At 67.9% G+C, this 23,602-nt stretch carries 10 protein-coding genes; 3 read left to right on the forward strand and 7 right to left on the reverse strand.

What is annotated here, in order from left to right; all coding sequences use genetic code 11:
* Positions 1-24: 24 nt before the first annotated feature.
* Positions 25-5,181, reverse strand: a complete 5,157-nt coding sequence (locus AC3WT6_RS08145; protein ID WP_492653083.1) for a PAS domain-containing protein — start codon at positions 5,179-5,181, stop codon at positions 25-27.
* Positions 5,182-5,383: 202 nt separating this feature from the next.
* Here AC3WT6_RS08145 and acnA point away from each other — a divergent pair, with 202 nt between their 5' ends.
* A complete protein-coding gene (gene acnA / locus AC3WT6_RS08150) occupies positions 5,384-8,047 on the forward strand; it encodes an aconitate hydratase AcnA (protein WP_492653084.1) in 2,664 nt (887 codons plus the stop codon).
* Between the two features lie 185 nt (positions 8,048-8,232).
* Positions 8,233-9,267, forward strand: a complete 1,035-nt coding sequence (locus AC3WT6_RS08155) for a hypothetical protein (protein ID WP_492653085.1) — start codon at positions 8,233-8,235, stop codon at positions 9,265-9,267.
* 13 nt (positions 9,268-9,280) lie between these two features.
* Here AC3WT6_RS08155 and AC3WT6_RS08160 read toward each other — a convergent pair whose 3' ends face one another.
* Complete coding sequence (locus AC3WT6_RS08160; RefSeq protein WP_492653086.1) at positions 9,281-10,687, reverse strand: alkaline phosphatase PhoX; 1,407 nt, start codon at positions 10,685-10,687, stop codon at positions 9,281-9,283.
* 175 nt (positions 10,688-10,862) lie between these two features.
* Between AC3WT6_RS08160 and AC3WT6_RS08165 the strand changes: the two genes are divergently transcribed.
* Positions 10,863-11,627, forward strand: coding sequence for a ParA family protein (locus AC3WT6_RS08165; protein ID WP_492653818.1), 765 nt, complete (start codon positions 10,863-10,865; stop codon positions 11,625-11,627).
* Positions 11,628-11,689: 62 nt separating this feature from the next.
* On the opposite strand, the gene AC3WT6_RS08170 is transcribed toward AC3WT6_RS08165, so the two are convergent.
* From AC3WT6_RS08170 to bcsQ, 5 genes are read right to left on the reverse strand one after another with little or no spacing between them, the layout of a single operon-like run.
* Positions 11,690-12,415: a tetratricopeptide repeat protein gene (locus AC3WT6_RS08170; protein WP_492653087.1), complete on the reverse strand. Its 726-nt coding sequence runs from the start codon at positions 12,413-12,415 to the stop codon at positions 11,690-11,692.
* Positions 12,412-17,127, reverse strand: a complete 4,716-nt coding sequence (locus AC3WT6_RS08175) for a cellulose biosynthesis protein BcsC (protein ID WP_492653088.1) — start codon at positions 17,125-17,127, stop codon at positions 12,412-12,414. The genes AC3WT6_RS08170 and AC3WT6_RS08175 overlap by 4 nt, the downstream gene beginning before the upstream one ends.
* A complete protein-coding gene (bcsZ, locus tag AC3WT6_RS08180; protein WP_492653089.1) occupies positions 17,106-18,272 on the reverse strand; it encodes a cellulose synthase complex periplasmic endoglucanase BcsZ in 1,167 nt (388 codons plus the stop codon). Before bcsZ ends, AC3WT6_RS08175 begins: the two co-directional genes overlap by 22 nt.
* Before the next feature lie 18 nt (positions 18,273-18,290).
* A complete protein-coding gene (gene bcsA / locus AC3WT6_RS08185) occupies positions 18,291-22,823 on the reverse strand; it encodes a UDP-forming cellulose synthase catalytic subunit (protein WP_492653090.1) in 4,533 nt (1,510 codons plus the stop codon).
* Positions 22,820-23,593, reverse strand: a complete 774-nt coding sequence (bcsQ, locus tag AC3WT6_RS08190) for a cellulose biosynthesis protein BcsQ (RefSeq protein ID WP_492653091.1) — start codon at positions 23,591-23,593, stop codon at positions 22,820-22,822. The genes bcsA and bcsQ overlap by 4 nt, the downstream gene beginning before the upstream one ends.
* Positions 23,594-23,602 lie beyond the last annotated feature (9 nt).

Genomic DNA, 23,602 nt, shown 5'->3' on the forward strand with positions numbered 1-23,602 from the left:
CGGGCTCGCTGCGGACCTCGGTAGTCATGGAGCTCCTGCCCCGGGGTTTGCGGGGGCTGGCAGGTGGAGTTCGCGCATCAGATCTTCCAGGGACTGGGCGGCGGTTTCGAAATCATAGTTCTCTATCGCCAGCCGCAGGCGCAGGAAGGCCGGCGTCGGCTGCTGGCCCAGTTGCGCCGACAGGCCTGCAAACTGGGCCTTGGCCTCGGCATCGTGCTCGGCCAGCAGTTGCGCCAGCCGCCGCAGCGGTTCGCCGAGATCGGCGGTCGGCGCGGCATCGCCGGCCTCCGGCGGCGCTGGCGGCGGCAGTTGCGCCAGCATGGCTTGCAGGCTCTCCTGCTGTACCCGCAGCAACTGCTCGACGCTGGCCACCGCCGGTACCTTTCCCTCGCGCAGTACCTGCTCGATCTCGGCGGCCAGACCGGCCAGCCGCTGGGCGCCCAGGTTGGCAGCCACGCCCTTGAGGCTGTGCGCGTCCCGGCGTGCGCGCTCCAGATCCTCCGCCGCCAGCGCGTTGGCGATCTGGGTGGCGGCATCCCGGTGGTCGTTCTGGAAACGCTCGATCAACCGGCGATACAGCCCGCTGTTGCCGCCCAGGCGCATGATCGCGCCCTTGGCATCGAGCAGCGCCTGGCCCGGCGATGGCGCGGCGGGGACCACCGGCTTGGCGGCCTCGGCGGCGGGCGCGGCACCGGGCAGCGCGGCCTGACCGCCGACTTCGGTCAACAGCGGGCCATGCAGGCGCGCGCGAGAGAGCGCGACCACCAGCTCGTCGTGGCTCACCGGCTTGCTCAGGTAATCGCTCATGCCGGCAGCCAGCGCCTGCTGCCTGTCTTCGGGCATGGCGTGGGCGGTCATCGCGATCACCGGCAGATCCTTGAAGCGCGGCTCGGCGCGCAGACGGCGCACCGTCTCCAGGCCATTCAGCTCCGGCATCTCCAGATCCAGAAGCACCACGTCGTATTCCGACTCGGCCAGCCGCGCCAGCACTTCCAGGCCGTTGCGCGCCAGACCGACGCTGGCACCGGCGGCCTCCAGCATTTCCTGCTCGACCTGGAGATTCACCTCGTTGTCGTCCGCCGCCAGCACCCGCAGACCAGCCAGCGGATGCGCACTGCTGCCAGCGGCCATTTCCGGGGCCGCCTCGGCACGCCCCAGGGCGACCAGCACGGTCTGCAACAGGCTCGCCGGCGCTGCCGGCTTGGTCAGGAAGGCGTTGACGCCGGCGGCCTTGGCCAGGCTCATCATCTCGTCGCCGGCGAAAGCCGACATCATCACCAGCGCCGGCCGACGGGCGAGCTGCAGCGCCTGCAACTGCCGCACGGTCTCCATGCCATTCATGGCGGGCATGTCCCAGTCCACCAGCAGCAGCTGCGGCGGTGCGCCCGCGGCGGCCTTGAGCTGGGCGAGCGCCTGCTCACCGCCGGTCGCGCGCGCGACCTGGCAACCGAAGGCGGTCAGCCAGGCACTCAGCAGCTCGCCACTGCCGGCATTGTCATCGACCACCAGGGCCTGGAGCCCCCGCAGATCAGCCGGCAGCTGGTAATGCGGCTGCTCACTGGCGGGTAGTTCCAGCCAGGCGTCGAAATGGAAGCAGCTGCCCCTGCCAGGGCTGGATTCGACGCCGATCTCGCCGCCCATCAAGCGCACCAGATTGCGCGAGATCGACAGCCCCAGCCCGGTGCCGCCGTACTTGCGGGTGGTGGAGGCGTCCGCCTGGGCGAAAGACTCGAACAAGCGCTGCAACTGCTCCGGGCTCAGGCCTATGCCCTGGTCCAGCACCTCGAAACGCAGCCGCAGCTGGCTGCCGCGACGCTCCTGCTCGCTGATCCTCAGCCGCACTTCGCCGGCATGCGAGAACTTGATGGCATTGCTGGTCAGGTTGATGAGCACCTGGCCCAGACGCAGCGGATCACCGATCAGCCGGGTCGGCAGCGACGGCGAAAGCTCAAAGCACAGCTCCAGCGATTTCTCCGCGGCGCGCAGGCTGGTGAGGCCGGCGAGATCGTCCAGCACATGGTTGAGATCGAACTCGGCGCGCTCCAGCTGCATGCGTCCGGCCTCGATCTTGGAGAGATCGAGGATGTCGTTGAGGATGCCCAGCAAGGCCTGGCTGGCGCTGTGGATCTTGCCGATGTAGTCGCGCTGGCGCGGACTCAGCTCGGTGTGCAGCGCCAGCTGGCCGAGGCCGATGATGGCGTTCATCGGTGTGCGGATCTCGTGGCTCATATTGGCCAGGAACTCGCTCTTCAAGCGGCTCGCGGACTCGGCGACGCGCTTGGCTTCGGCCAGTTCGTCCTGCAGATCCTTGATGTCGCTGATGTCCTGCCAGGTGCCGCTCCAGACACTGCCGCGCTCGTCCTCTCGCGGCAGCGACAGCGAGCCGCGCACCCAGCGCAGGCGACCGTCGCCAGCCTGGATGCGGAAGTCGTAGTACACCGGCCGCTGCTCGCTCTGGCTGCGGTTCAGGGCCTGGTCGATGGCGCCGGCGTCTTCCGGCGGCAGCAGCGAGAGCACAGTATTGATGTCGGCCTCGGCGGCCTCGTGCGAGACCCCGGCCAGCGCCTGCAGGCTGTCGCTGACGAACAGCAGTCGCTGATGGCCGGCGGCATCGCGCAACAGCTGAAACACCACGCAGGGCACGGTGGCGGTGATCTCGACCAGACGCCGCTGCAGCGCCTCGGCGCGCGCCTGGGCGTCTTTCTCGGTGGTGACGTCCTCGGTGAAGCCGTTCCAGACCACCAGTTCGCCATCGCTGCTCGGCGTTGGCCTGGCCAGGGTGCGCAGCCAGCGCAGCTCACCGCTGCTACGGCGGTAACGGAAGTCGATATTGACCAGGCTGCCTTCGCGCCGCGAGGCCGAAAACGCCGCGGTCATCGGCGCCAGGTCGTCGGCAAAGATGCGCTGCTGCAGGCGTTCGGGCCGTCGCGCGATCTCCTCCGGACTGAGTTCGAACAGCTCGCGGGCACCGTCGCTGACATAGGGATAGGCCACCTCGCCGCTGACCGAATCCAGGCGCTGATAGACCACTCCGGGCAGGGCATCGGTGATGGCCTGCAAGCGCTCCTGTGCCCGCTGCGCCTCCACCTGCAGCAGCTTTTCCTCGCTGATGCTGTAGGTGATGCCGTTCCAGACCAGGCTGCCGTCGGGCAGCCGCTGCGGCATCGCCTGGCTGCGCATCCAGCCGATCACGCCGGAGGGCAGGTGCATGCGGTAGTCGACCCGGTAGGGGCTCAAGGTCTCCGCCGAGTGGTCGACCGCTTCGGCGACCCGCGCCTGATCCTCGGGCAGGATGCGGGCGTAGACCCGCCCCTGCTCGGCCAGTGCTTCTTCGATGCTCACGCCGTGGCTGCTGACGCCGGCCGACACGAAGCTGAGCTTGCGGCCACCGGTGTCGGCGTTCTGCCGCAGCTGATAGACGAAGCCGGGGATGTTGTCGGTGATGTCGCGGATGAAGCGCTCAGTGTCTTCCAGGCGCTGCTCGGTCTGCTTGATCCGGCTGACATTGCCGATGTAGCCGTTCCAGACCGTGCTGCCATTGCCCAGGCGTAGCGGCACGGCGTTGGCGCGCAGCCATTCCAGGCGGCCATCGGCCATCCTTACCCGGTATTCGACCTCGTAGGGTTCCAGATCCAGCGCCGAGTGCTCCACCGCCGCCCGTACCCGCTCGCGGTCCTGCTCGTCGATGGAACGGAACATCACCTCGCCGTCGCGCATCACGTCCTGCGGCCGCAGACCGCAGACCGCCAGCAGCGGCGCACTGGCAAAGTTGAAGCGATAAGCGCCCTGGGCATCGCGCTCCAGCTGGAACACCACGCCGGGGACGTTGTCAGTGATCTCCCGCAGGCGCCGCTCGGCACGCTCCGACTGCGCCTCGGCCAGTTTCTGGGCGGTAATGTCGACGGCCACGCCGTTCCAGATCAGGCTGCCGTCGCTGTCCCGCCAAGGGTCGGCTGCGCACTTGACCCAGCGCAGGCCCTCGGCACCGGCCACCCGGAATTCCACCTCGCAGCGCCGCAGGCTCGGCCGGCATTCGCTGATCGCATCGGCGATCAGCGCCTGGTCCTCGGCGGGGATGCTGGCCAGCACCGCCGGCAGACTCAAGGCCTCGGCGTCCGCGTCCAGGTCCAGATAGCGGCGCGTTTCGCGGCTGGCATAGCGCAGCTGCGGCGCGCCCTGCTCAGGCTCGCAGATCTCGAACAACAGGCCCGGCCCCGGTCCCTGCGGATGCTGGGGCGCCAGCACGCCTGGCTTGCCGGCCCGATGGCGGCGCCAGTACCAGCCGCCCGCCAGCAGCAATGCCACCGCCAGCAGAACCAGCAGATAGCGCGCGCTGCCGGTCCACTCCGGCGCTGGCGGCAGCGGCTCGCTGCCCAGCCAGGCCTGGCGCAACGCGCGATGGCGCTCGGCAGGGATTTCGTCCCAGGCACGTTCCAGCAGGCTGGCCAGCGGCGTCGCGGCAGCCGGCAGCCACCAGCGCAGCGGCTCGGCCGGCTCATTGGCGAGCCCGGTGAACTGCAGATTGCCGAGGCCGCGCTGGCGGATCAGGTAGTCGGCTACCGCCAGGCCCTGGACGCTGGCATCGGCATTGCCCAGCGCCACGTCCACCAGCGCCGGTTCGAAGTTCTCCTTGAGCAGCAGCTGGCTGCCCGCCGGTTGCCGGCGGCCATAGCGCTCGCCCGGTGCGTAGGCCCGCACCAGGGCGTAGCGGCGGGTGCGGCTGCCATCGAGATTGCCGTAGTCCTCGCCGAGGTGGCGGCTGACCAGCACCGGGTAGTCGCGCGCCAGCTCCCTGGCCAGGGGACGCAGGCCGGCGTCGGCCGGGACCTCCAGGCGATAGGCGACCAACAGCTGCGCCTCGCCGCCCGCCGCCATTTCGGCGAGCAGGCGCTCGCGCCTGGGCTGCGGCGAGAAGCGGAACTGCAAGCCGCTGTGCAGGCTGAGCTCGCGCAGATAGTCGGCGACCAGGCCGACATGCTCGCCGCGTTCGTCCAAGGCGTCGAACGGCGGCGCGCCGGCGTCGGAATACACCTGCACGACCGGATGCGCGGCCAGCCAGGCCGCCTCCGCGGCGGTGGCCGTCAGCGCCGGCGCGCCCTGCGCCGCCGACAGCCCAAGCATCAACATCGCCGCGCGCCACCAGCGGGAGCGGTTCGGCGATTCGGTGCTGGGTGGTTTCAAGGGCGGATACAGGCCAGATTCAAGGGAAAATCGACACGCCTCAACAGCGCGGCGGCGCGAGCTTCATACCAAAGTGGTCGGTCTCAAGCAGTCGGCGATCAGTATAATTGCGAGCTGCGCCCCACCAGACCGAGCAGCAGCTCGGGGTCTCAGGCGGCGCAAGGTTTCACGATTCCAGCCACCTCCCGGGAGCGAGCACGCCATGTCGGACAGCTTCAAAGCGAAGTCCACCCTTACCGTCGGTTCCAAGAACTATACGTTCTTCGACCTCACCAAGCTGGAGGGCCAGTACAAGGTCTCCCGCCTGCCCTACTCCTACAAGGTTCTGCTGGAGAACCTGCTCCGCCACGAAGATGGCGTGAACACCACCAAGGAGACCATCGCCGCCCTCGCCAGCGCCGATCTGAAGAAGCTGCCCGCCAAGGACATCGACTTCACCCCGGCGCGCGTGATCCTGCAGGACTTCACCGGCGTGCCCTGCGTGGTCGACCTCGCCGCCATGCGCGACGCGATCAAGACCCTCGGCGGCGACGCTGCCAAGGTCAACCCGCTCTGCCCCGTCGAGCTGGTCATCGACCACTCGGTGATGATCGACCACTACGGCAGCAAGGCCGCGCTGGACCTCAACGCCAAGGTCGAGTTCGAGCGCAATGCCGAGCGCTACACCTTCCTGCGCTGGGGCCAGGAGGCGCTGAAGAACTTCAAGGCGGTGCCGCCGGATACCGGTATCGTCCACCAGGTCAACATCGAATACCTCGCCCGCGTGGTGTTCGAGAAGGACGGCCTGCTCTATCCCGATAGCTGCTTCGGCACCGACAGCCACACCACCATGGTGAACGGCATCGGCGTGCTCGGCTGGGGCGTCGGCGGCATCGAGGCCGAAGCCGCCATGCTCGGCCAGCCTTCCTCCATGCTGATGCCGGAAGTGATCGGCGTGCGCGTTACCGGCAAGCTCGCCGAAGGTGCCACCGCCACCGACCTCGTGCTGACCGTCACCGAGATGCTGCGCAAGCGCGGCGTGGTCGAGAAGTTCGTCGAGTTCTTTGGCCCGGCCATCGCCAACCTGTCGGCCTCGGATCGCAACACCATCGCCAACATGGGCCCGGAATACGGCGCCACCTGCGGCATCTTCCCGATCGACGAAGAAACCCTTAACTACCTGCGCCTGACCGGCCGCGCCGAAGACGACATCGCCAAGGTCAAGGCCTACGCCCAGGCCCAGGGCATGTGGTGGACGCCGGACGCGAAGGAAGCCGAGTACACCGACGTGCTGCATCTGGACCTCGGCAGCATCAAGCCCAGCCTCGCCGGCCCCAAGCGTCCGCAGGACCGCGTGCTGCTCTCCGATGTGAAGGCCAACTACCGCAAGGCCTTCGAGGCCGAGCAGAAGGCGCGTCCCTCCAAGGGTCCGGCCACCGTCACCGACAACGGCAAGACCTTCGAGTTGAAGGACGGCGCGGTGATGATCGCGGCGATCACCTCCTGCACCAACACCTCCAACCCCAGCGTGCTGATCGGCGCCGGCCTGCTCGCCAAGAAGGCGCGTGCGCTGGGCCTCACCAGCAAGCCCTGGGTGAAGACCTCGCTCGCCCCCGGTTCGCTGGCGGTCACCGAGTACCTGAAGAAGGCCGGCCTGATCGAGGACTTGGAGGCCATGGGCTTCTACGTCACCGCCTACGGCTGCACCACCTGCATCGGCAACTCTGGCCCCCTCAACGAGCCGCTCGGCAAGGCGATCCAGGAGAACACCCTGTCGGTGTCGGCGGTGCTCTCGGGCAACCGCAACTTCGAGGGCCGCGTCCACCAGGACGTGCGCATGAACTACCTCGCCAGCCCGCCGCTGGTCGTCGCCTACGCCATCGCCGGCTCCACCGACCTCGACCTCACCAGCGAGCCGATCGGCAAGGGCAGCAACGGTCAGGACGTGTATCTGAAGGACATCTGGCCCTCCAACGCCGAGATCCAGGAAACCGTCACCAAGGCGGTCACCGCCGACCTGTTCAAGGCCAGCTACGCCGACGTGCTCAAGGGTGATGCCCGCTGGCAGAGCATCAAGGTCGCCAAGTCCGACAGCTATCCCTGGGACGACAAGAGCACCTACATCCAGAACCCGCCCTACTTCAAGGGCATGACCATGACCCCGCCGGGCATCCAGCCAATCGCTGGCGCGCGCGTGCTGGCGGTGCTGGGCGACTCGATCACCACCGACCACATCAGCCCGGCCGGTGACATCAAGAAGGACGGCCCCGCCGGCAAGTACCTGATGGAGCACGGCGTGCAGCGCGCCGACTTCAACAGCTTCGGCAGCCGCCGCGGCAATCACGAGATCATGATGCGTGGCACCTTCGCCAACACCCGCATCAAGAACGCGATGACCCCGGGTGTGGAAGGCGGCGTCTCCAAGTACATCGGCAAGGACGGCAAGGCCGGCGAAGTCGAGTCGATCTACGACGTGGCCATGAAGCACCAGGCCGACGGCACCCCGCTGGTGGTGCTGGCCGGCAAGGAGTACGGCACCGGTTCCTCGCGTGACTGGGCGGCCAAGGGCACCATCCTGCTCGGCGTGAAGGCGGTCATCAGCGAGAGCTTCGAGCGCATCCACCGCGCCAACCTGGTCGGCATGGGCGTGCTGCCGCTGAACTTCGTCGATGGCCAGAGCGCGGTTTCGCTGGGCCTGGACGGCAGCGAAGTGTTCGACTTCGAAGGCCTCAAGGCCGGCGCCACCGAGCTGAGCGTCAAGGCGAAGAAGGCCGACGGCAGCGTGGTCAGCTTCAAGGCCAAGGTGCGCATCAACACGCCGAAGGAGTGGGACTACTACGCCCACGGCGGCGTGCTGCAGTACATGCTGCGGCAGATGGCGGCCTAAACCGCCCTCGCCTACAAAAACCCGGGCCAGCTGGTCCGGGTTTTTTTTGCCCGCCTGCTGCCGCGGCCAGGGTTTTCGGCGACGCCCGCCTGCGCTTCGGCGAAGCGGGCATACTGCCTGGCCCAGCCTGCCCTGCCGCCGACGTAGCGGCCCCGACTGTCGTCCCCCCCAGGAGCCCATTCAAGATGGCGAAGAAAGCCGCGAAACTCTCCAGCAAGGCCAGCGCCCTGCTCGATGCCCAGGTCGAATGGTGGCTGGCGCGCCTGGATGCCAAGGCCCTTGAGCCCTGGCTGGAGGCCGAGGTCGATGCCCTGCTGCACGACGCCAGCAAGCTGAAGCTGGAGGAAGCCGTCAGCCGCAAGACCGTGCAGGAGATCGCCCGCCACTATGCCGCCGAGATGGAGCCGCACGGCGCGATTCCGGAGCTGGTTGGCGAGATCGCGCAAGCGGTGCAGGCGCATCCGATCCAGCGCAAGACCAAGCTCAGCGAGCTGCTGCCGGACCGCCACTTCCGCCACTGGCTGGACAAGATCCTGGAGCTGAAGGACGCGCGCGCCGCGCTGATTCACGCCGGCCTTTCCAACCCGGTGGTACATACCGTCGCCGGCGATCTGATCTACCGCGGCATCAGCGGCTATCTGGCCGAGAACAGCCTGACCAAGAGCATCCCCGGCGCCTCGTCGATGCTGAAACTCGGCAAGTCGATGCTCTCCAAGGCCACGCCCAAGCTCGACGCCGCCATCGAGAGCACCTTGCGCAAGTACATCCAGCAGAGCCTGGACGCCACCCTGCTGGAGAGCGAGAGCTCGCTGCAAACCCTGCTCGACGACCATCTGCTACGCGAATCGGCGCTGGAAATCTGGGCCGGCCTCAAGCACCAGAGCCTGGCCGAGGCGCGATCCACGGTCAGCACCGGCGATGTCGAGGAGCTGTTCGTGGTCGGCTACGAACACTGGCGCAGCCTGCGCAAGACCGACTGGTATGCGGCAGTGATCGACGCCGGCATCGACGCCTTCTTCGACAAGTACGGCAAGACCCACCTGGCCGAGCTGCTCAATGAGATGGGCATCAGCCGCAAGATGATCCTCACCGACCTGATGCGCTTCGCTCCACCGGCGCTGGCGGCACTGAAGAAGAAGAAATTGCTGGAGCCACTGATCCGGCGCTGGCTGGAGCCCTTCTACAGCTCGCCGGCGGCCACCCAGCTGCTGGCCGACTAGGCGCCAACTTGCCTCAGGCGCGGCGGAACTCCGGCGGGATCGTCAGCTCGTAGGTCACTCCGGAGCCGGTATTGAGCAGCGGCAGATTGGGGCCGCGCTGCGAGCTGAAATAGAGCCGGCTGCCGTCGGGCGTGAACGCCGGCCCGGTCAGCTCGGAGCCGCCCAGGCTGATCTGCAACAGCGTCTTGGCCGGCTGGTTCGGCACCACCACGATCAGGCGCATGGCCTCGCCGTCCTCGGCGACGATCACGTCGCCGGCCGGGCTCACCACCAGATTGTCGACATCGTCCATCGGCAGCTCGATGGAATCGTTGTCGAAGACGATCTCGATCAGCTCGTTGTCGATGTCGTAGGCGAGCACCCGGTTGTCGCCCTTGCAGGCGAAGAAGATCAGAGCGCGGCTGGGTCGGCTGCCGCCGGGCGGCAGGCTGCGCAGCGTCGCCGGCAGCTCGTAGCGCCAGATGCCCTCGCCGCCGCGGAACACGCTGCCTGGCACCGGCTTTCCGGCCGCGGCCAGCTCGGCCCGCACTTCCGCCTGCGGTCGCGTCGGCGCTTCCACGTCCACCCAACTGACCCGGTGCAGTGTGTGCAGGGCCTGGCCTTCGGGGTAGCCGCCGCTCTCGTAGCCGGCGATGTTGAGCACCTGCAGGCGCCCGCTCTCCAGCTTCAGACGGCCTTCGGGTAGCAGATCGCTGGCCTCGGCGAGAAAGCGGTACAGCCGACCCTCGCCGCTGTCCTCGGTCAGGTACACCGTGCGGGTGTCGAGATCGACGCTGGCGGCCTCGTGGTTGAACAGCCCCAGCGCCGGTCTGGCACGCGCGTCGGCCGCTGTGCCAAAGGGCTGGCACTCGTAGACCAGGCCATCGGCGGTCTCCTCGCAGGACAGCCAGGTCTGCCAGGGCGTGGCGCCGCCGGCGCAGTTCCGGCGGGTGTGGTCGAGGATGCGGTAGGCCGAGGTCAGCGTGCCGTCGGCGGCAAAGCGCAGCGCGCCGACCCCGCCGGCATCCGCCTCGCTGTTGGAGACATAGACCCAGCCACCGTCCTCGGCGGCGAACACCGCGCCGCCGTCCGGCGAGGCATGCCAGTGATAGCCGCTCAGACTCAGCGGGTCGAACAGGCCATTGACCGGGTTGTAGAGATTGCGGGCCACCGCGCGCACGCTGAAACCGGCCGGCGCCAGGATGCCGTCCACGCCGGTCTCGACCAGCGGCCCCACCGCCGACAGCGGGCCGGGCGCGATGCTGAATTCCTTGCCTTCGGGGTCGCCGCCCGCGCCCGGGCCGGGATCGGCAGCCACTTCGGCGGTGGAGGCGCCACAGGCCGCGAGCCAGGCGGGCAGCGTCGCGGCGCCCGCGCTCAGAAAGGCGTAACGCAGAACATCACGGCGCGTCGCACCACCCAACTGACGAGTCCCCGACATTTTTTTCATCCCTCAGGAAAAGTGCGGAATCGTAATATCCGCCCGGTGACGAGCCGATGAAATCCGCCAGGCTCGTTGGCAAGCCGGGGTGCCAAGCAGACCAGCATCGACGGAGATGGCCCGATTCTGGCGATAATGAAGACGCTCTCAACTCCACTTAAGCGGCTCCGACATGATCAAGCGCGTTGTCTTCAACCAGAAAGGCGGGGTCGGCAAGACCACCATCGTCTGCAATCTCGCCGCCATCGCGGCGGCCTCCGGCCTGCGCACCCTGGTGATCGACCTCGACACCCAGGGCAATTCCACCCAGTACCTGCTGGGTTCCGGCGGGCTCAAGGCCGACCGCAGCATCGCCGACTTCTTCGAGGCGACGCTCAGCTTCACCTTGCAGATGCCGCCGCTGATGAGCTTTGCCACCAATACCCCGTTCGAGAATCTCGACGTGGTGGCCTCCAGCCCCAAGCTGGAAGAGCTGATCGTCAAGCTGGAGGCCAAGCAGAAGATCTACAAGCTGCGCGACGCGCTGAAGAAGCTGAAAGGCTACGACGCGGTGTTCATCGACACTCCGCCGGCGCTCAACTTCTATTCGCGCTCGGCACTGATCGCCGCCGACCGCGTGCTGATCCCCTTCGACTGCGACGAGTTCGCCCGCCAGGCGCTCTACACCCTGCTCGACAACATCCAGGAGATCCGCGCCGACCACAACGACGATCTCGACATCGAGGGCATCGTCGTCAACCAGTTCCAGGCCCGTTCCAATCTGCCGCAGCGCCTGGTCAACGAACTGAAGGCGGAAGGCCGGCCGGTGCTGGAGCAGACCATCGGCAGCTCGGTGAAGGTGAAGGAATCCCACGACCGCCATCTGCCGCTGGTGCATCTGGAGCGCTCGCACCGCATCACCCAGGAATACCTGGCGCTGTACGAGTCGATCTCGGCCTAAGCACACCGGGCAGTTAACAAAAAGGCCTCGCATCGCGAGGCCTTTTTGTTGCCAGCCAGCGCTCAGCGCGCCGGCTGGCAGTCGTCGGCGGTCGCCGTCTTGGCCTTGCCCTGGCTGCCGGCGGTGGCCTGTTTGCGGCAGACCTCGGAGACGTAGTAGTCGCTGCTGGCACTCGCCGCCCGGGGCACCGTCGCCGTCGCCGCGCTGCCGCCTTCCGGCAGCTGGCTGTAGCGCGGCAGCACGACCGCGCGGCTGCCCCAGAGTGGTGGCGGTGCCGGCGGCAGTCCGCTGCGCTGGGGCTGGACCGGACCGGCCGGCTCCACCCCGGCCATCGCATAGCCCTGCACATAGCCGCGCAGACGCGCCAGGTTGGCGGCGATCTCGGCATTGTCCGGTTGCAGCTTGGCGGCACGCTCCAGAAGCGCGGTCGCCTCGTGAAACTGCCCCTGCTCGGCCTTGGCGACCGCCAGGTTGTTGAGCGCCACCGGATCGAAGGGATTGACCTCTAGCGCCCGCTCGAAACTCTGCTCGGCGCGCTCGGTCTCGCCCGCGGCCATGCCTTCAAGACCGCTGCCCTCCTCGCCGAACGCGGCAGCCGGTCGCGCCGCCGTGGGCGGACGGATCGGCTGGGCCAGGGCCGGAGGCTGCGACTGGTAGCGCTGGCCGTCGGCGGCGGCAGCTTGGCCGTAGCCGGCCGGAGCCGGCACCGGGGCGGTGCTGGCCGGCCTCGAGGCGCAGGCGACACAGGCCAGCAGCGGCAGCAGCCCCAACAGCGCGCGGCGGCTCATAGACGCGGGTCTCCGAAATTGAAGTACGGCAGCAACAGCGCCGGCGGATTGGAAACGCGGGTCTGCGGGTAGAAGCTGTAGCGCAGATAACCGAGCGCGCTGCCTTCCTGGTAGTCGCGGGCGTTGTCGATGGACAGCCGCGCACCGGCGACCAGATTGGGGTCGAGCAGGTATTCAAACTGCCCGGCAAAGCTGAAGCCGATACCGGTGGACTGCTTGGACGCATAGCCACCCTGCAACTGCAATTCCGGATCGGCCAGTTCCAGCGCCGCCGCATAGGCATCGGCCAGGCCGGCGTCGAAGGGGTAGTAACCGGCGCCATCTTCGCGGAACGCCTGAATGCCGATGGCGCCGCCGATGCTGTAGCTGAAGCGGTTGTGGTAACCCTCCCACTCCACCGGCACGCTGACCGCGAAATAGGACTGCGGACTGAAATAGCCACCGTGGCCGAAGCTGAAGCGGCGCAGGTTCTTGTCGTAGCCGAAGGCGGTGAGATTGAGGCCGTAGGTGAGCCGCATGCTGCGGCTCTCGATGGCGCGTGCGTACAGGCCGCCGCCGATCTCCACCACCGAATTCTCCGGCAGATTCTCGCCGTCCAGCAGGTGGTAGCTGCCGTTGCCGTAAACCCCGTAACGGCCGAGGTCGTAGGCGATGTCGAGTCGGCCGCCGGTCTTGGTCACGCCACCCCAGACCAGGCCGGTGCCGGGATCGCGGGCGCCGGCATAGGACAGCAGGCTGTCGGTCACCGAGCGGCGGGCGACGTCGATCTTGAAGCTGGTCGCCCCCACTGTCGGCCGCCAGTTGACGCCGCCGACCAGGGTCTCCACCGGAAAGCCCAGCGGCGAGGTGCCGAAATCGGCGCGAAAGTCGCCGACCTCGTAACCCAGGCCCAGCGCCACGCCGGACTCGCTCTGGCTGATGCGGCGGCTGGTGATGGTGGTCGGCTCCTCGCCGTTGGCGGAGGCCAGCGCAGTCGCCAGACCCAGGGTGCCGAACAGCGGCACGCTGCTGCCGGACAGGGTGCCGGCCTCCAGCGATACCGGCACCGCGCGAAACTTGAAGCGGCCAGCCTCGGTGGCGGGAAAGCCCACTTCCACCGGCGCCTCGATGTCGTCGAGTTTGTCCAGGCCGGCGACGCCGTCGCGGCTGCGCAGGCCCAGGCCGATCTGACCATAGGGGCTGCGCTGGGCGCGCAGATCGCCGATCTCGCGCAGTAGCTGCTTGCGATCCTCGGGATCGCTGTTGTCCTGGCTCAAGACCACCTCGGGCCGGCTGAGCCGCAGATCCAGCGCCGGGCCGACCGGACGGCCAACCGTCGGCGCAGGGCTGTAGCGCGGCTCGGTCGCCCGATACACCGGCGCCGCAGGCGGATAACCGCCGGTCTGCCGCGGCACCTCGTAGATTCCGTAGCTGTCGCCGTAATACACCTGCGGCGCCACCGTCGCCGAGCTCTTGCCTGCGGGCTGGCGATTGAGGTCGGCGATATCGCCCAGCAACTCGTCGCGCAGCGTCGGCTGGGCCTGCGGCTTGCTGAGCGTGGTTTGCAGATTGCCGACCGCGCGCCGCGGCGCTGGATACTCGCTGCGACCGGTCGCCGGCAGCGGCGCGGGGGCGACGGTCTCGGCGGCAGTCGCGCGATAGCTTGCGGCCGGGCTGGGTGCGGGCGGCGGCGCACCGCTGCTGCCTTCGACATAGCGGTAGGCGGCGCTGTCGCCGCTGGCGCGGCCGTCTTCGGTCCAATAGCCACTGGGGCGATTGAGGCGGCCGCTGGGCGCCTGGCCCTGGGGCTTGTCCGGCGGCGTCGACACCTGCCAGAGCCGGCCCTGGCGGTGGCCGGCGGGGATGGCGACATCGCCGCGCGTGTAGGCCGCGCGCATCAGCCGCGCGACGCGCGCGCGCTGCTCGTCGGCGACGCGGCGCTCTTGGCGAGGCGTGCTGGCAACCGCCAGCAGCCGGGCCTTGGGCTTGCTCACGAGCTGGCGCACCCGCTCCACGCGCGGCGTCAGGGTAGGAGCGCCGGCCTTGGCCGGAACCACCCGCGCCGCCAACGAGGGCGGCGCTACCGACGGTGCGCGGTGCTGGCCGAAGATGTAGGGGCTGTAAGGCACCCGGTTGCCGGCCGCGGCCGGGTCGATCAGCTGCAGCAGCGGCTGGGAATTGCCGGGGCTGAAGGGGTTGCCGCCCGCGCCGCCCTGCTGGGCATCGATCCGCAAGGCCTGCTGGAACAGCTGCAGCGCCCGACCGTCATCCCCACGGCCACGCGCCGAGCGCCCGGCCAGCGCGTACAGGCGCGGGTTTTCCGGGTCCAGCGCAAAGGCGCGCTCCAGCAGCGCATCGGCCTCGTCCCACTTGGACAGAGACAGGGCGGCATTGATCGCGCCCTTGTAGGCATCGAGCTCCTGGTCGTTGAGCGCCAGCACCCGCTGGTAGATGCGGTAGGCCTGGTCGTAGTCCTTGGAGTCGTTGTAGAGCCGTGCCAGCGCCATCATCAGCCGCGGATCGTTGGGGTTGAGCCGCAGCAAGGGCTCCAGGTACTCGTAGGCGCGGGCAAGATCGCCCTCCTCGCGCAGCAGGTCGGCCTGGCGCAAGCGGTAGGCGATGCGCAGATTGGCCAGGCCCTGGCTCTGCTCGGCATCCAGATCGCCCTTGCGCAAGAGGTCTTCCATCACCACTTCGAATTCGGCGTCCTGGCGCAGCTTGAACAGCAGGCTCGCATACTGCAGACGCAGACCGGAGCCGGGGTTGGCCGTGCGACTCAGGGCCTGGCGGATATAGCCCAGCGCGCGGCTCTCGTCGCCGAGATCGGCAAAGGCGGTGGCGAGCGCGCCCAGCAGTTCCGGCTGCTCGCCGACATGGGGCTCGACCTCGGCCAGGATCTGGCTGGCGACACCCGGCTGGCCCAGGCGCGCATAGACCCCGGCGCGCTGGGTCTGGTAGCGCACCCACAGGCGCTTCTGCAGCTCGGCCATGCCCGGTGTACGCGCGCCCGGCTCGACCCGCTCCAAGAGCTGCAGACCCTCGTACCAGTTCTGCTGCTCGGCCAGGAGCAGGGCCTTGATGTACAAGGCCTCGCCCTGCACGCCGCCGCTGCCTGGTGCGAGCAGGCCGTCGATCAGGGTGCTGGCCTCGCGGCTGCGCTGCTGGCCCTGGTAGATGCGCGCCAGATCCAGACGGGTCCAGGGGCTTTCCGGGTCGACCAGCAGGGCTTCCTTGAGCAGGACTTCGGCCCGGGCCTGGTCCTTGGCGCGCAGCGCCTCGGCGGCCTGATCGCGCAGGTTCTGCGCCTTGAGCACCCCGAAGTTGCCCAGCTGCGCGCGCACTTCCGGCGGCGCGCGCTCGGCAAGGGCGATCGCCTCGGGCAGCCGCTGGTCCCGTGCCAACAGACCCAGCAGGCCGCGCAGGGCATCGGCGTTGTCGGGCTGGCCGCGCAGGATGTCGCGGTAGATTTTTTCCGCCTCGGCAAACTGCTCCTGCTCCATCAGCAGGTCGGCGAGGCTGATGCGCACCGTCGGCTGCTCGGCGCTGCGCTTGGCGTCCAGGCTCAGGGCACGGCGCAACTCGCGGATCGCCAGCGCGCTGTCGCCGGCCTTGCGCGCGGCTTCCGCGGCGCGCACCACCTGCCAGAAGCGGGCGGTATCCAGCGCCTCTTTCCAGCGGCCGGCGCGCGACTTGTTGAGGTTGGAGGCGCGGCCGAGCAGATCGGCGGCCTCGCCATAGGCTTCCTGACGCAGGCGGATGATGCCCAGGCCGCCCAGCACGTCGGCGGATTCGCCGTATTCCTTGAGCGCCTGGGTGAACAGGCCTTCGGCCAGCTCCAGGCGACCGTCGTTGACGGCGTCAAAACCCTGCTTGACCAGCTGGCCGCGCAGCTCTTCGGCGGTCGGCGGCCGGTCCACCGGTTCGCCGCGCGCCGCCGCCACCGCGCTGCTGCGTGCCTCGCGCAGGGAGTCGAGCTTGGCGCTGATCTGAGCGTCGTCGCCACCCTGGCGCAGATAGTCCTGGTACAGGCCCTCGTCGCCGGCCTTGGCCCCCAGCCAGAGCAGCGCCTGGCGCCAGGCCTGACGCGCCGGGCTGGCGATGGTCTGGTCCTTGCTCAACTCGGCCAGACCACGGATGCCTTCGCGGCGGGTGCTCTCCTGATACGTCAGATGCTGGGCCAGGGCCAGTTGGTAGATCGGCTCGCCGGGATTGTCCTGGGCCAGCTTCTGGATGCCGACGTAAGCCGGCTGCCAGCCGTTCTCGGTGCCGGCCAGGGTCTGGTAGTACTCCAGGCCCAGGCGGCCGCCGGGAATGTCGTTGTTGAAGATGCTGCGGTAGGCCTCCACCGCCTGCTGGTACTTGCCCTGTCGGGCCAGGGTGCGCGGCTGCGAGAGTTTGTCGGGGTCGTAGCTGCCGGCGCGGATCGCCGCTTCCAGGCGGCGCAGGTCGGGGTGATTGGGCTGCGCCTCCTTGAGCCGGTCGAGGTAGACCTGGGCCGCGGCGGCGCGGCCGCTGACCGCCTCGGCATTGGCCAGACCGGACAGCGCGGTGGGATTGTCGGGCGAGGCGCGTAGCAGCTTGAGCCAGTTCTCGCGCGCCAGGTCATAGCGGCCCTTGCCTTCCCAGTAGCGCGCCTGCGAGGCGAGCTGGTCGGTGGTCGCGGCGGCATCCTGCGCCTGCGCCGTCATGGCGGCACAGGCCAGCCAGAGGCTCAGTAGGGCCAGCCGCAACATGTCTTTGACCATCGTGGAATGACCTGACCCTGGGTATCGATTCGATAACGCTTCTCGGCCCACCCCTCGCCAAACAGCGCCAGCACTTGGTCGTAGTAATGAGGCGGCTTTCCAAGGTTGCCGGAATCGCCCTCTCGCCGGCTGTTTTTCAAGCGGGTACGCTGAGTTGCAACGGTATCTTCATCCACTACTGCGAGGAAAGGCAACACAGCCGCGGAGTAGCCCAGCGGCGCGCCACCGGAGGCGGCGCCGCTGGCGACATCCACCACTTCCGGCGGCTGGCCCTGAAGGCGGACGAGGGCGGCGTAAGGCGCTAGCAGGCGCAACAAGGGCGCGGCCCCGCGCTCGCCGCTGGCCTGGGCACTGATCCCGGCCCAGAGATAGACACGGATGGCATCGTAGCTGCCGCGCCCGCCGCTGATCGGGTCCAGCAGCGGCTTGCCGGAGGCGTCGGTCTGATACCAGTCGGGGGCATAGCCGCGCAGCAGCAGCCGCTGCATCTGCAGCAGATGGTTGCTCCACACCGCTTGCCAGGGCCCGTGGGGGTCGGCGGCGGCAAGGTAGCGGAGCTGGAATTCCGGCAGATAGCTGGGGTTGAAACGCCAGCGGCCGTCGTCGAGCTGGAAGCCCTGCGGGGCCGGCAGCAGCATGGTCCCTACTCCCGGCACCTCGGCCAGCTCCTGGGCGCGGATCATCGCCAGCAGCGCCATCGCCTTGCGGGCGTAGTCCGGCTGCCGCCAGAGCCGGGCGGCCTCCAGCAGGCTGTAGACGATCCAGAGATCGGCATCGCTGGCGGCATTGGGGTCTTTCACGCCCCAGCTGCCGTCTTCGCGCTGGCCCCAGAGCCAGGCCGGCAGGCGGCTCTCGAGCCTGCCCTCGCAGAGATTGGCGGCGGTCCATTGCAGCACCCGGTCGAACACCGCCCGGTCGTTGGCGACCAGGGCGAAGAACAGCGTGTAGGCCTGCCCTTCCGAGGTGCTGCGGCCGGCCGCGGTGCGGTCGATCACCCGCCCGTCCGCCTGCACGAACACCTTGCGATAGGCCTCCCAGGCCTGCCAGGGCCGACTCCACTGCCAATAGCCGTAGCCGACCATGGCGATCACTACGGCGATCGCGGCGGCGACCGCCGGGATCGCGTAACGCATGTCAGCGGGCGCTCCGGCTCAATGCGCCGCCTGCTTGCGTCGCATCGCCATCCGCCGCAGCGAGCGGTACAACACCGTCGACAACAGCAGCGCCGCCAGCAGGCAGAGCGCCACCAGCACCAGCGGCTGGCGCGAGAACCACCAGCGCAACTGGGTGAACAACGGCAACGAGCCGACGTTGTACTGCTCGCCGAGCAGATAGTTGCTGACCTGATCGCCATTGAACAGCACCAGGTCGCCGCGCACGAACTGCGCCTTGCCGGGGTCGGTGAACAGATTGGCCACTTCGGCAAGCCGCTTGGGCGTGCCGGCGCTCATCACCACCACCGTGCGCTTGGACGACAGCGGCGACTCGAAGCTCATGATCAGGCCCAGCGAACGGCCGGCCTCGAGCACCACCCGGCCGGCATGGTCGATGGCGCCGGTCAGGTCGCGCCCCTCCCAGCGGGCGCGCAGGCGCTCGATCGGCCCCAGCACGTTGAGGCTGATGGCGCCGCCGGCGATGGCCACCGGCATATTGCTGGCCCAGCGCTCCAGCAGCGGCTGGTTGCCGGCACTGCCGAACACCAGGATGTCGTGATCGGTGTAGCCGTCGATCTCGCCGGCGCGCACCAGCGCGAAGCGATGCGCCGGATAGCCGGTGGCATTGCCCAGGCGCCCCATCACCGTCAGATAAGCCTCGATCTCCTCGGCGTTGATGACATCGGGCACCACGATCGCGGTCTGGCCGAGATCAGCGTACTTGGTGAACGGAAAGCCACCGTTGGCGAACAGAGTCAGCTCCGGCAGCGCGGTGTAATGCGGGAAGGCCGACAGGTCGATGCTGGAGTCCTGGTCGATGGCACCGCGCAGGTTGTCGAGCACCACGTCCTTGCAGGCGCCCTCCTTCTTGCGCTCGAAGTAGTACTGGAACTGCAGGGTGTTGTCGGCGCTGAACTTGTAATCCGGCACATAGACGGTGGAACTGTTCACCGACTCGTACTGCGCCACGAACGGCAGCTTGATGCGCTGTTCGGCAGCCTTGTCCTCGCCGCTGTAGGACAGCGCGATGGCCTCCACGAACTCGTTGTTGATGCTGATGTTGAGCGTCGACTTGGCGCCCACCGTCGGGGTGTAGCGGTACTTCAGGCCCAGCTTCATGCCCTTGCTGCGCCAGGTGAAGAGATCCGGCGGTGCGTGGAAGGGCACGCGGATGGTGTCCGGATAAAGACCCACCGCCTCCAGCTGCCAGGGCTGGGCCAGCTCGCCCAGTTGCACCGGGCGGTCGGTGGGAATCCAGCGCGGCGCATCGTAGGCCTTGCGTGGCGCCGGATCCTTGAACTCGCGGATCACCACTTCCTGCCCGGAGAGCCCCTGGGTACCCAGGGCGAGGCTGCGGGCGGCGGCCTTCAGGCTCTCGCCGCTGTTGCCACGAATCACCAGCAGGGTCGAGGAGGGATCGCGCGGATTGGCGGTGAGCAGGAGCTTGGCGCTGCCGCCGTCATCGGGGAGGCTCAAGCCCGCCGGCAGGCGGTTGCCCACCGCGAACACCACGGCATGGCCCATCGGCAGGCGGTTGAGGTAGACCGGGAAGCTGGCGCCGCGGTAGTCGGCCAGAGCGCCGAACCAGGACGACACCACGCCGGCGGCATCCAGCTCTTCCAGACCCGGCGTCGCCGCGAACACGAAGGGCAGCGCCAGCTTGCGGGCGTCGCGGCCGTCGAAGAAGGGCTTGGGCAGCAGGTTGAGATCCTTGGCCAGCAACAGCGGCTTGGTCTCGATCTCCAGCGTCGACTTGTTGCTGACGATCGACCACAGCGTGGTGTTCACCGGGTCTTCGCAGTCCATCGTGTAATGGCCGATGAACTGCAGACCGAGCTGGTTGTACTCGACGAACAGCCTCGGGTCGATGTCGATGACGCGCTCGGTGCCACCGGCGGTCTCCGGGCTGAACTGGATGGTCGCCGCCAGCTCGTTGTTGACCAGCACATTGAGGTGGGACAGCGGCATGATCAGCGACGGCGAATGCGAGAACTTCAGCCGCAGCCGCGCCCGGGTCACCACCTCGTCGTCGCGGATCGCCACCGGCAAGGTCATCTCGCCGGTGACTCCGCGCAGACGGATCGGCTTCTGTGCGCCCATCGACTGGAAGCTCAGCAGCCGGGTCTCGACGCGGGCGCCGTTGGTGACGAGCTCCACGCCGGCGCTCGCCGCGCTGGCCTCGGCCGCTGGCGCGTCCTGAGCCCGCACCGGCGGGGGGAGAGAGGCCAGCAGGCTGGCCGACAGCAGGGCCGGCAGCAGCAGGCTGGCAGCCCGGCGCGCCTTCAAGGCGGGAAAGATCCGATGCAGGGATTCCATAAGGGAACTCTTCAGGTTCTGAACGGTGAATTTGATGAGGTGTATCGCCCCGGACAAACCGAAGTCGAGGATGGTGCGGAAACTCTCGCCGATCCGATCCGCCGGGCGGGTGGCGGACCAATCAACCCAGGCATCCGCGCGGCCGAACAGCGCATAAACCAGCTGCCGCTCCTGAGTCACCGTCAGCGGCTGGAACTCCAGGGTAAGCATCTCGCCGCGCGAACGCACGACGCGCACTGGCATCCACACCAGGCTGCGTTCCGGCACCAGCGCCACCTGCAGCTCGGCAGCCTGCGGCAAGGGATAGGGCTGGGCCAGCTTCAAGCCGACACCACCCTCGGAAAGATCGGTGGTGACCGCCTCGATCACCGGGCCATCCGGCACCCTGAGGCGGGCGTTGATGGTGGTGTCGACGCGGATCGAGCGCCGCACCTGCTTGGATTCCCAGGCCACCGCCAGAGCGGCGCCGACGATGATCAGGTTGTAGACGCTCCAGATGATGTTCAGCACCACAGTGTCGACTTCGTGGGTGTTGAATTTCAGCGCGCGCGCGATGCCGATGGCTACACCGGCCAGATTGAGCGCCAGCAGCCAGAGATAGGGCCTGGCAATGTCGGCATCGAAATAGGTTTTTTCGTTGATACCGCCCTTGGCGGTGACATTGAACGCGCCCAGTTTGGGGTTGATCACCGCCAGGACTGTCGGCCAGATGATGTAGGTGGCCAGCACCGTCTCGTAGACCTCGGCCCAGAACGAGTGTCGGTACGGCCCCTGGATGCGCGAGTTGGTGAGATTGGCGTGGGCGATGTGCGGCAGCGCGTAGGCGGCGATCACCAGCGCGCTGGCACTGATGATGTGCGCCTCGAAGAATAGATAGGACAGCGGCGCGGTCATGAACACCAGTCGCGGCAGGCCGTAGAAGAAGTGCAGCATGGCGTTGAAGTAGCAGAGCCTCTGCCCGAAGTGCAGGCCACGCCCGAACAAGGGGTTGTCGGTGCGGAAGATCTGCGCCATGCCGCGTGCCCAGCGGACGCGCTGACCGACATGCGCCGACAGGGATTCGGTAGCAAGGCCCGCCGCCTGGGCGATGTTGAGGTAGGCAGTGCCCCAGCCACGCCGATGCATCTTCAGCGCCGTGTGGGCGTCCTCGGTGACGGTTTCCACCGCGATGCCGCCGACCTCCTCGAGCGCCGTGCGCCGCAGCACCGCGCAGGAGCCGCAAAAGAAGGTGGCGTCCCAGAAGTCATTGCCGTCTTGCAGCAGCCCGTAGAACAGCTCGCCCTCGTTGGGCACCTTGCGGAAGGTGCCGAGGTTGCGCTCGAAAGGATCGGGCGAGAAGAAATGGTGGGGCGTCTGCACCATCGCCAGCCGTGGGTCGTGCAGGAAGCCACCCATGGTGACCTGCAGGAAGGAGCGGGTCGGAATGTGATCGCAATCGAAGATGGCAATGTACTCGCCATGGGTCTTTTGCAGTGCCGCGTTGAGATTGCCGGCCTTGGCATGGCGTGAGTTGCCACGGGTGAGATGAACGGCGCCCACCTGCTCGCAGAATTCCCGGAACTGCTGGCGCTTGCCATCGTCCAGCACGTAGACGTTGAGTTTTTCCTTGGGCCAGTCGACATCCAGCGCGGCAAGGATCGTCGGACGCACCACCTTCAGCGGCTCGTTGTAGGTGGGGATGTAGATGTCCACCATCGGCCACTCGCTGAGATCGCGCGGCAAGGGCGTGGGCTTGCGGTTGAGCGGCCAGAGCACCTGGAAGTAACCGAGCATCAGCACCACGAAGGCGTACAGCTCTGCAGCCAGCAGGCCGCTGGAGAAGAACATGTCGGTATAGCGCTCGCTGGAGTAGATCGAGCCCAGTGATTCGGTAAGCCGCCAGTAGATATAGCGGCTGCTGACCAGCACCGACAGCAGCATGAGGATGTGCGACACCAGCCGCCCCTCGATGCGGTTCATCCAGACCGCCAGCAGGAAGGTGCCGAGCGCGAACAAGACCTGGCTGCCGAACGGCAGCGGCGTGGTCACCACCACCATCGCCGGAATCGCACAGATCACCAGGCTCAGCGGCAACATCCAGCTCCGGTCCCAGATGCCCAACTCGATGAGCCGCTCGATCCGCCGGTCCCAGTTCTGATTGATCAGCGTCTGCGACCAGGGCTGGCCGACCCGGGCGGCATTGCTCAGCACATAACTCGGATTGGGCTCGCTCATGGCAGCTTGAGCAGCCAGTCCGCCAGCGCGGTGAGGTCGCGGGTGGCGGGCGATTCCGGCGCGTAACGGAGGATCGGCGTCTGCGAGGCCAGCGCCTCTTCCACCGCCGAGTCGAAATGCACCTCCACCGGAATCAGTCGTGGGCCGAGCTCGCGCTCCAGGGCGGCGGCCACATCGCGGCACAGCACCCGGGCATTGTTCATGCGGTTGAGCAGGTAATAGCCGCCGTGAAAATCCGGCCGCGGCCGGCTGTACTCGTCTAGCCAGCGCTCCATCGAGGGGATAGTGATGAACGAGGCGGCATCGGGCAGCAGCACGCAGATGGCAAGGTCTGCGGCCAGCAGCGCCTGAGTCAGATAAGCCGAACCGCCAGGCGGGGTGTCGACGATCACATAGCTGCCCGGCGCTAGCCGCAGCGCATCGAGATTGCGCACCAGCCAGGTCGGGTCGCTATCCAGGCGATGCTCGAACTCCCGGCGGTCCGACTCCGAGATCAGGCCGAATGGCAGGCAGTCGATACCATAGGGGCTGCGGTACACGCAGTCGGCCCAGGGCAAGCCGCGCAGCGTCTGGATCGCCAGGCCGGAGGTGTCGTCCAGCGGCATCTGGTGGTGCAGTCGTAGGCTGTTCTGGGTGTCGAGATCCACCAGCAACGAGGCCTGGCCACGCGCCGCCAGCGCCGTCGCCAGGTTGGCGGCGATAGTGGTCTTGCCGACGCCCCCCTTGGGCGACACGATCGAAACGATCAGTCGGTTGGTGTTCGGATTCATGCGCCCTGA

It is taken from the genome of Stagnimonas sp. FW305-C-60, from assembly GCF_058782965.1.